Genomic DNA, 10,996 nt, shown 5'->3' with positions numbered 1-10,996 from the left:
ATTATGGCGAATCAAAAAAGTGAAGCGGCGTTACTTAAAAAAGTGTGGGATATAGCAAATGTACTTGCGGCAGCAGGTGTTGGTTTTACTGACTATATCACACAGCTTACATATATCCTATTTCTTAAGATGGATAGTGAAAAAGAAGAATTAGGACTTGGTAGTTCTATTCCAGAAGGGTATAAGTGGGAAGATTTAGAAGGGCTTAGTGGAACAGACCTTGTAGAGAAATATGAGGAAATCTTAAAGGAACTTTCTGAGAGTGAAGGTATCATTGGCACAATCTTTACAAGAGCAACTAATAAAATTGATAAGCCTGTTATGCTTGCAAAGGTTATTGAAATGGTATCTTCTGAGCAATGGTACATGATGGAAGGAGACGTTAAGGGAACTATCTATGAAGGCATTCTTGAAAAGAATGGTCAGGATAAGAAGAGTGGAGCAGGTCAGTACTTTACACCAAGAGCACTTATACAGGCAATCGTTGAAGTAGTAGATCCTAAGATTGATGAAACAGTAGCAGATCCTGCGTGTGGAACAGGTGGTTTCTTACTTGCAGCGTATGAGCATATGAAGGGACAGAGTAAGGATATTGAGAAGCAAAAGTTCCTTAAGAATCATGCTTTATTTGGTGCTGATAATACAGCGCTTGTAGTAACACTTGCATCAATGAATCTTTACTTACATGATATCGGTGTAAACAAGAGCCCTATTGCATATCAGGATTCTCTTATTGATACATCAGATAAGATGTACCAGGTAATTCTGGCGAATCCTCCCTTCGGAACTAGACCGCAGGGAAGTGTGGAGGTTGCAGCTAATAGACCAGAGTTTGTAAAAACATCGGATAATCAGGTGAATTTCTTACAGCATATCATGTCAATTGTTAAGACTGGTGGGCGTGTAGGAGTTGTCCTTCCTGATAGTGTACTTACGGACACTGGTGCAACTGCGCAGGTTAGAGAAAAACTTTTGAAGGACTTTAATCTACATACTATTCTTAGACTTCCTACAGGTATTTTCTATGCAAATGGCGTAAAGACTAATGTTCTTTTCTTTGAAAAGGGTGAACCGACAAAGGATATCTGGGTATACGATTATAGAACTGGAATCAAGCATACAATGGCAACAAAACCTATGACTAGAGCGCATCTTCAGGACTTTGTTGATTGTTATAAGACTGGTGCAATTCAAGATAGAGTGGCAACCTACGATAAAGATACAAATCCTAATGGTAGATGGAGATGCTTTACAAAGGATGAAGTTAAGAGTGCAGATAATCTTGATTTTAAGTGGCTTGATTTAGAGGAAAAGGATGAAAGAACGGTTGCTGAAATCCTTGATGATATGCAGGCAGAGTCGGATGGAATAGCAGAAGCTGTTTCTATGCTCAAGAACTTGTTGGGAGGGATTGAGATTTGATAGATACAGGTGCTTTACGAAAAGAAATAATAAACTTGGCAGTTCAAGGGAAATTGGTTTCTCAAAAATCTGATGAAGGAGATACAGAAGATATATATGATCTTCTGAGAAAAAAAGGGAAAAAAACATTTGCAGATATTTCAGAAGAAAACATGTCTTTTAGCATTCCAAATTCATGGAGATGGGGGACACTATCCGATTTAACTTTTGATAATGAGTTGAACGATGGAAATTGGGTATTAAAGGAAGATATGGTTGATTTTGGACCAGTTAAGTTAATACAATTAGGTAATATTGGTGACTGCAAATATATTGAAAAAGGATATAAGTATTTAACCGAAGAACATTTTTTAGAATTGAATAGTAGGCAGATATACCCTGGATATTTGCTGATAAATCGACTCGTTGTGAAGGACATGTATTCATGCATAATACCTGATGTTAAAGGTATTCTGATGACTGCAGTTGATGTGTGTTGGGTTGCACCTAATATTGAACATTACAACATTGAGTATGTTATGTATGCGTTATCTTCAAACGATTTTAGAAATAAGGTACAGTCACTTGGTCATGGTGTTACAAGATTTAGAATTAGTAAGACAAATTTAATAAATATTGCGTTCCCTATACCGCCTATCTCTGAACAAAATAGAATAGTAAAAAAAATAAAAGAATTATTCAAACTTCTTGATCGAATTGATGCATTGCAAACTCAGTATTCATCAGACCTTGAGGTCTTGAAATCAAAGATTATTGATGCAGGAATTCAAGGAAAACTTACAGAACAGCTTCCGGAGGATGGAACTGCGGAGGAGTTGTTGGAGCAAATTGAGATTCAGAAAAATACAATATTGAAAAACAGAAAGGGAAGAGTAGATAAAAAGATTAAAGCTATTGATGGTGACTTTCCGTATGAGATTCCAAGTCATTGGAAATGGATTAGGTTTGGAAATATTGGATTGTTTAAAAAAGGGCCGTTTGGAAGTGCATTAACTAAGTCGATGTTTGTTTCTAAAGGAAAAAACACTGTTAAGGTATATGAACAACAACATGCTATTAACAAAGATAATACATTAGGAACTTATTACATAACACGTGAGTATTTTGATGATAGCATGAGTGGATTTGAAGTCTTACCAGGAGATATTATTGTAAGTTGTGCAGGAACAATTGGAGAAACATACATTATGCCAGATGATATTGAACAAGGAATAATAAATCAAGCACTAATGAGGGTTACACTAGCTGAAGGCGTAAATAGGAAGTTTTTTCAGTACTATTTTGATGCAAATCTAAAAAAATCTGCACAAAATGAGAGTAATGGCAGTGCGATCAAAAATATACCACCATTTGATGTTATGAAGAATTGGTACTTTCCGATACCACCACTTGAAGAGCAGGAAAGAATTGTTGAAAAAATAGAAAATATACTTACGTTATTATGATTTTAGCGAGGAGGTGAGCCATGATGACAACTGAAAATTACGTCTATAAAAAAGAGGTAGACTGGTCTTTATTGCAAGAAGGGCTCACCTTACCTTTTGATAATCAGGTTGTATTTGGACAGATTATGGGACGCTTCTTGAAAAGAGGTGAGTCAAAAGATATCACACTATATCTAAATGGAAAATCTTTTAAGGCGAAGATAACTAATGTGAATTTTGATCCTAAATTTAAAAGGAAAAAGGATACACTGCAGATACGATATTCCAAGAATGGTGAACTTGCAAAGGCATTGCAGGTATGCTTCTCAAAGAGCTATCAGTTTATAAAGACCACGCGTGAAATGCGTGAACCAGGCGACAGAACAATGATAAGGTTACCTGAAGAGTGCAAGGAGTATCTAGCTATTTATACAACAGAATATGATGATTCTTATATTTTAGAGACCATTGTTGCAGATGATATTATTTCTCTGCGGCAGGCTGTTTCAGGTCAGAAGGAACGAGTAATGGAAGCAGAATTTAACTATGATGTAGAGGATTCAACTTCTACAATTCTTGAAACAGAAAGGATTGTAAAGATCAGGAAGCTTAACAAGAAGATAGGAGACAATTTAAAGCTTTTATATGGTTACAGATGCCAAATCTGTGGTCAATTGATTGGTGAGGAGTTTGGCTCACATATTGTGGAGGCACATCATATCGATTATTTTGTATCCAGCTTAAATAACGATGCAAGTAATCAACTTATTGTGTGTCCAAATCATCATAGCATAATACATGACACAAATCCGGTATTTGATAGGCGTAGATTGTTATACATATACAAGAATGGTTTGAAACAGAAGTTGGTATTGAATCAGCATTTGTAAAGAGGTGGTAATTTGGAAGATTTAAATGTATATTCTGGCAAATTGAATTATAAAGATATATATTTTGATTTTGTTTATGATAAGCAAGAATTAAGATTGATTCCTCCCACAGATAAGAAGAGAGAAATAAGGAATTGGAAAATGAAGGAATTATCTCCTGGTGTTTTCACAATGGGCGATCCATTAACTATGGATAGTCCTTATCTTGAAGGGACTATAAATGAAACGGCTCAAAAAGTAATATTTATAACAAGGCAGGGATCGTCTATTGGTAGCTACAATTCGGTATTGATTATTGAAGTAGTGGCAGTAATATTATTCAGTACTGAAAAATATTTAATTAATAGGATTGCCTTTGCTGGACCTGAGATTAATGCTATTCATTCTGTAGGAAATGCATTTACATTATTATATGATGAAGAACAATCGAAAAAAGGAATAATATCGATACAAACGGCTGAATATGAGAAAACGACAACGGAAAAAAGGAGTTTTATCGTAGACGATAATGAAGTTGCTGTTCATTTCGGCGTTGGAAGGCGAGTGAGTATGGGAGTGCAAGATACTCCGTTGAAATTGACTTCTACAATGGTATTTGAATTTGAAACTACTGATAATTATGCATTTATTTTTCGATTATATAACATAGCAAAATTGTTTGTTCAGTATTTATGTTATAGAAGAAATATTGTATTTGATGCAGTTGAGCTTAGTGCATTGATGGATAATGGAAAGTATCATACATGTGCTAAAATGTATGTTTTAGATAGCCTCTCGCAATGCGAAGCGAAACCAATAAAGGATGGACGCTATATTAAGCAACAATATATTGAGGGATATGAAGGTAAGATATTATCGGATATTGCTTCAGATACGATTTATACGAGACATTTGCCAGATACATTTAAGGCAGGAAAGCATATTGATGCATCAAGGTTTGTTATGATTACAGCTGCTTTTGAATGGGAGTTTCGGCGTATTTTTCCAGAAGGAGTAAAAAAGAAAGAGGCTAAAATTATAGCAGAAGAACAGGCAAAGCAGGTATTACAGGAATTGATTGATAGCAGTAAAGGGGAACTGAAGAGCATATATAAATATATGCAAAAAAATATTGGTTCCAGCCCATTGAGTGGAAAGATTACGTTTGTTGGAAAGAACCTTATAGAAATAATAGATATGTTTGGAAAATATCTATATAGCTTGAATGGTGAAGACTTAAACTATTCAGAAATGGGTGAGAGACTGTCGCAGCAGAGGAATAATTATGCACATGGAAATTTAGATAAAGACTTTGTAGGCCTATCGCTGTTAGATTTGATTTTTCTTGAAATTGTATTATATGCGATGCAGCTAAAATACTATGGTCTTGAAGATATAAAAATTAAAAAAGCATTAAATGAATTATTTCACAAAAATATAATGATAAAAGATAATTGATAAGGCATCGAGTGTAAAGGGAGAATGCAATTATTGCAAAAGAAATACATAATATAAACTTGGAGGATACTATGAAACAGGCGATTGTTAATTTTTGCAAGTCAACGGATACCGGACTGTTCTTGCTAGATATGCCGACCGGCTTTGGAAAAACATATAGTGTACTTGATTTTATGGTCGACAATTATGATTCGCCGGAATTCAAGGATAAGAAGATTTTCTTTGTTACAACCCTTAAGAAAAATTTGCCGGATAAAGAGTTACGTGAACATTTTGCAAAGCGCGGTAAAGCAGATGATTATGATAAATATTGTTTGCGAATAGAAGCTAATGCGGATATGGTTATAGAAAAATTGGACGAGTTATATCGTGCTAGAAAAATTCCAGCAGCAATCACTATGAAACAAGAATTTAAGGATTTACATGGTTCGGTAAAATTATTAAACGAATACAGAGATAAAAAGCGTGAATTAAAAGGAACCAGTAGAGAAATTATTAATGTTTTGTGCAAGAGTGCAGAAGATGCTATTCGCAAGCAACAGGAAGGTGCTTTTCGTAAGGTGATAGAAAGCGAGCTGAAGCAGTTCAGGACACCCAAGGAAAAGCTAAAGAATATTGCTAATAATCCTGATTATCATTGGATAGGAGAATTGTATCCAGCAGTATATACGAGAGAAAAACGGATATTTTTTATGTCTATGGACAAGTTTTTCTTGGGGAATACTACGATTATTGAGCCAACATATAGCTTTTACAATAATGATATTACAAAAAATGCAATTATTTTTATAGATGAGTTTGATGCAACAAGAGACAGGTTACTTAATCAGATTATAACAAGAGGCTTAGAAAATCATATTGATTATTTAGGTCTGTTTCATCGTGTATATGCATCTTTGAAGACTAGAGATTTTCCGGCAGAGCTTACTACTGCATCGAAGTTACAACAAACATATCTTGATGAACACAAAAACGCGAAAAATCCTATGGAAATTATAGAAAGATTTGGTGGTGTGTTTGATGAAACATATGACCGTTTTGCGATGCGATATAGCTTCAAAACAGAAGAAGATGGTAAGGACGATAGAAGTCGTAATTTTATTTTCAACGACTTACAGTTTCATTCGGTATTTGAGGGAGAAAATGCTTTTATTGATATAGATACCGATATGAAGGCAAAACAGAACTGGTTGCGTTTTACAAAAAGAAGACCAACAGAGAAAGATGGTGGCGTATTAAGTTTGCTTGCCAGTGTTAAAGGCTGCTTGACTTATTTTCAGAACGGAGCTAGAAATCTTTCGTTTAATTATAAGCAGCATAAGGATGAGGATAAAAGGCCGGGTGACGATGATTATACGTTTGAAAATGCAATTGAGTCAGTGTTGGCAGAGTTTCATTTATCAAGAGAACAGATAAGGTATTTGAAGCCTATCGTAATGGGAGGCCAGGTAAAGTCGAAGAAAGATAAAAAAGACAGCAATGGAAAAATGTCGTTAAAGTATTTTGACCGCTCTGTCTATGATAGAGGATTTCGCTATTATGATTTTATAGATGATCCTAATCATAGTATGCGTTCGGAGATTCAGTTATTTGATTTTCAGAATTCACCAGAGCGTATTTTGCTTCACTTATCTGAAAAGGCCCAGATTATAGGCATTTCAGCTACAGCAACACTTGATACGGTTATTGGTAATTATGATTTGGAATATCTTCAAAGGATGTTGCAGGACAAATTTTATGTGATGCCAGAAGTAGATAAGTGTAGATTGCAGGAGTCTTTCCGGACGTTTGTAGCCAATTATGATAAAGTGAATATTCATGTGGAACCGGTTTGTTATAGTACGGATGATACAGCTGAATTAGCAGAGATATTTAACGGAAACGAAGCACTTATAAAGAAGTATGCGGAAAAATTATCAATATCATTTGAGCGCGTTGAATATGCAAAGAATAACTTTATTCGTGTTGTAAAGGTAATGAAGGCATTTATCTTAAATGATTCGGTTAAATCCTTCTTGTGTCTTAATAATAAATTGCCACAGGAGAATAAGGGGCTTTTTGATATTAAATTATTAGAGGAATTTGCAGACGCTATTATTAAGCTTTATGGTATTAAGGGATTAAAAGGTAAAGACCTTTTATATAGTATAAATAGTGAAGATTATGATGCTAAGCGTGCGGAGTTTATACAGAGATTGTCAAAGGGAGAAAAACTCTTTGTAATATCTTCCTATAACACAGTTGGTGCGGGACAAAATTTGCAATATAAAGCACCGGGGAATGCTACTATCGTGGCAGTTAATGATTATGATAGAGGAGATATGGAAAAGGATTTTGACTGCATATATCTTGAGAAGCCGACGAATCTTCTGGTGAATGTGGATAGCAAGAAGGGAATTGAAGCTGAGGATTTAATCCGTTTTGTATATCAAATGGAATTTTTGATGGAGAGAGGAGAAGTTTCTCGTAAGGACGGTATTGCAGTAATCAAAGATGCTTTCATATGCTTTAGCGGTGGATATACATTTTCAGGAAAAAAGGGAGAACCATATAAAACAGAATCAGTAAATAATTTTGCGATTCGTACATTAATACAGGCAGTAGGAAGAATATGTAGAACTGGTCTTAAGAATCCGGATATATATATTTATGTAGATAACACCATTTTAAGTGACTATGATTTATCTATTGTGGAACAACGAATGTTGAATCCTGAATTTGCGGAATTAGTTAAGGTGGGAAAAAAATATTTTAATTGTCAGGCAAATGAAAATCTGGATATTGCCGTAATGGAAAATCGTGCCGGAACATTATCATTAAAAGCAATGCAGATTATAAATGAGCTTAAACGTAATTGGACGGATGATAGCATAGACTATTGGAAAGCATTACGTGAACTTTGTCTTATGAGGCCGACATTGAGTAGAAAAAATGTTGAGCATAATTCACAATATCAGCTTGTATATATGTGTGCGCCAGGAGAAATTACAGCTTATTCTTATGAGCAAGAAGGAGATTATAATAAAAATATAAATATCAAGTTTGACGGTAGTCTTCCACAAAAGATGTCAGAGGATGAGGTGCATTTGAAAGAGATTATGCAAATCCCAGGAGTGAAAGCATTGTTTGAAAAGCATGGATATGCAACGAGCTTTGTTCCTAATGAGTTTGTATTGACGCCACCTATGTTTAATAATATTTATAAAGGTGCCTTAGGCGAAGTTGTTGGTAAATATATTTTAGAACAATATGCAGGAGTAACGTTGCAAGAAATGCCGCCGGATTTTTTTGAATTGTTTGATTATACCCTAGGTAATGGCGTGTATGTTGATTTCAAGTTATGGAAAGAAACCATGCTAATATCTGCGGAAGAAGAAAAGAAAAACGTCCTGGAAAAGCTAGATAAGTGTGGAGGAAAGAGAGCGGTAATAATCAATATTATGCTTGATCACAATATGCAAATTACGTCTAGTGATAGTGGTAGAATTATTGAGATACCATATTTATATCGGTTGGATAGAAAAGAAATAGGAACTGAAATTATAGCTAAAATAAATCGGGAGGGATATTTGCAATGAGTATAAAGAAACTTTATTCGAATGAACTCCTGGCTTCGTTTGAATATTCCAACATTGACAAAGATTATGATTTTTATTATGTTACAACATCGGATAAATATATAAAAGGTGGAGCTACTTTTCTGGATATTGATGATATAAAGATATCAGCTCTGCAATTTGAAAGTGGAAAGAGTTTTTGGGCTATGCTTCCTAAAAACGCTATTTCCAGAGCTGAGTTTGTACGTTTGTTGAATGCAAAAGAGGATGGAGATAGCTTGTCTATAAAATCTATGACAAGTAGCAATATACCGGAGTATTTGTTGACACAATTATTTTTGAATGCGTTAACGAGTCCGGTTGATGAAATGATATCCTTTAATAATCTGTCTGGGAAATTATTATGTTTTCGACCTTCATGGCTGAATAAGGATAAGGAGAATTTTATTTTGGGTATGCAGTGCCTTGAGGTTAAAGTCGGAGATGATATGTGTGTAAATTTGGTAGCACATAGGATGACATCACTGGCACTTAAGAAGCAAATGAAATTTGAAAAAAGAAAGCTACAGGATTATCCGCAATATGAGTTCAGTTATAACAATAATACCTTAAAACGAGTATCTAATGAAAATATAGACCGTAGAGAAAACTTTATTATAAAACCCGTAGATGGTGAAAGGGGTAGCATTACATTCCTTAACTTTACGGATTATGAAACGTTTTCATGTACCAAGATGGGTGTTTTATATGATATTTTGAATGCCTTACATGATGAATTTGGTAAGTATATTCGCGTTAAATTTAAACAATATAGTATTGACGAAGTTTTGGAATATAAGCGTGCGTCATTGGAGTTATATAAGGATATTGTTAAAAAGGAAGTTTTGAATTCTGGAATTAATATATTGGATGCTGTACACTCTGAAACTTCTGAAGATTATTTGCAGGATGTAGCGGATGGTATTAATAAAATTATTCCAGAGGCAAAATGCAGCGTTGGTAAAAGATTATCAAAGAAGAAGCTTAACGTACGATATATACATGATAAATCCTTCTATTCAGATTCGGAAGTGGACCCGCATCAAGAAAGCATGGAGGATTATGTTGTTCAGCATATTACAGTAGAGAATTTTAAACACCAATCATCAGCGGCAGTTTATAATATTCTGAAAGAGCTTGTAATTAAGAAGGACATTGCTACTGGTAAAATTACATTGGTGGATTGGAGTCAATACGGATATAAAGCAGACTGGTTATTTGGTGTAGTTGTAGACGGTACATATTACTTCATGACCATTCATCCGGACGGTTCATTTAAAATTGAAGCATTGAAACGAAATCTTTTTACCATGACAGAGTATGATAAATACATGGATTATTTCGGTTTGAATGAAGAGAATAAAAATGATTATAGAGGTGTTATAGGTTTAGTAAAAGATGCAGAGGGTAATATTAATCTTATAAAGGATACCAATATGTATTCTATGCCTGATTATACTGCGATGGGTGATGTGCTTAAGAATGTAGCTAGTGAAGGTAGATTTCCAGGAAAAGATGTAGTAACTTGGCTTCGGCTAGTAATGGATACAACAGATAAAATAAAAGTACAGGCAGAATTGGATATAGTTATCCCGCATATCGACGTGAATGCAGAATACACGAAAGCCAATGTAATGGGATTATTCAAAGGAATTACAACAAAGAAAGAGGTAGTACGTTATGTGTTTGAAAATACAGGAATTATGCTATATGCCTACCTGCGTGGTGAAGAGGAGAGAAATGAATATCTATCCGGAAATATAGATATTAATTATATCGAGCAGGATGAAATGTTGGCACGATTTTCAGTTGGAGAGATTGGCAATGGTATGAAGTATACTATTGAGAGAGCTAGCGTGGTACGTGAAATACAGGCAGTAGAGGGGAGTAAGTTGATTTTCAAAGAGCTACTTCCGCTTATGGGCGTGGAGTTTGTAAGATATGGAATGTTAACGGTTGTTCCGTTTCCGTTTAAGTATTTAAGAGAATATATTGTGAAGTGAGTATTGCCATCGTTGCCTAAATAATATCTCGGCAATAGTGCATGGCAATACCTCAAACATAGAAAATATAAGGCTTTTGGGGCAGCCATTTCCTATATTATCTTTAATTCTATTATTAATTTATATGAGGATGTTGGCAACGTGAAATGGGCAAAGGAGTAAACCAATATATACATACGAGTAAAAATATAGAATAAAGGCTCCCTGGTGGTCTTTTTTAAACA

At 34.7% G+C, this 10,996-nt stretch carries 6 protein-coding genes; all 6 read left to right on the top strand.

Annotated elements, in window-relative coordinates; translation table 11 throughout:
• Positions 1–3: 3 nt before the first annotated feature.
• The 6 genes from DWW43_RS04580 (at position 4) to DWW43_RS04555 (ending at position 10,772) form a co-directional block, all read left to right on the top strand.
• Positions 4–1,422, top strand: coding sequence for a class I SAM-dependent DNA methyltransferase (locus DWW43_RS04580; RefSeq protein ID WP_021985135.1), 1,419 nt, complete (start codon positions 4–6; stop codon positions 1,420–1,422).
• Positions 1,419–2,867 carry a restriction endonuclease subunit S gene (locus tag DWW43_RS04575; protein ID WP_119962858.1) on the top strand — a complete coding sequence of 483 codons (1,449 nt, stop codon included), beginning with the start codon at positions 1,419–1,421 and terminating at the stop codon, positions 2,865–2,867. The genes DWW43_RS04580 and DWW43_RS04575 overlap by 4 nt, the downstream gene beginning before the upstream one ends.
• A 20-nt stretch (positions 2,868–2,887) precedes the next feature.
• Entirely contained in the window at positions 2,888–3,736 is an 849-nt protein-coding gene (locus tag DWW43_RS04570; RefSeq protein WP_119962857.1) for an HNH endonuclease signature motif containing protein, read from the top strand.
• Between the two features lie 12 nt (positions 3,737–3,748).
• Positions 3,749–5,173, top strand: a complete 1,425-nt coding sequence (locus tag DWW43_RS04565; protein WP_119962856.1) for a hypothetical protein — start codon at positions 3,749–3,751, stop codon at positions 5,171–5,173.
• 71 nt (positions 5,174–5,244) lie between these two features.
• Positions 5,245–8,751 carry a hypothetical protein gene (locus tag DWW43_RS04560; protein WP_119962855.1) on the top strand — a complete coding sequence of 1,169 codons (3,507 nt, stop codon included), beginning with the start codon at positions 5,245–5,247 and terminating at the stop codon, positions 8,749–8,751.
• Positions 8,748–10,772: a hypothetical protein gene (locus tag DWW43_RS04555; protein WP_119962854.1), complete on the top strand. Its 2,025-nt coding sequence runs from the start codon at positions 8,748–8,750 to the stop codon at positions 10,770–10,772. Before DWW43_RS04560 ends, DWW43_RS04555 begins: the two co-directional genes overlap by 4 nt.
• Positions 10,773–10,996 lie beyond the last annotated feature (224 nt).

It is taken from the genome of Clostridium sp. AF15-41, assembly GCF_003604095.1.
In the GTDB taxonomy this organism is placed as follows: Bacteria; Bacillota; Clostridia; order Lachnospirales; family Lachnospiraceae; genus Coprococcus.
The sequence above is the reverse complement of the archived record's forward strand: the minus strand, read 5'-3'. Positions and strand labels throughout refer to the sequence as shown.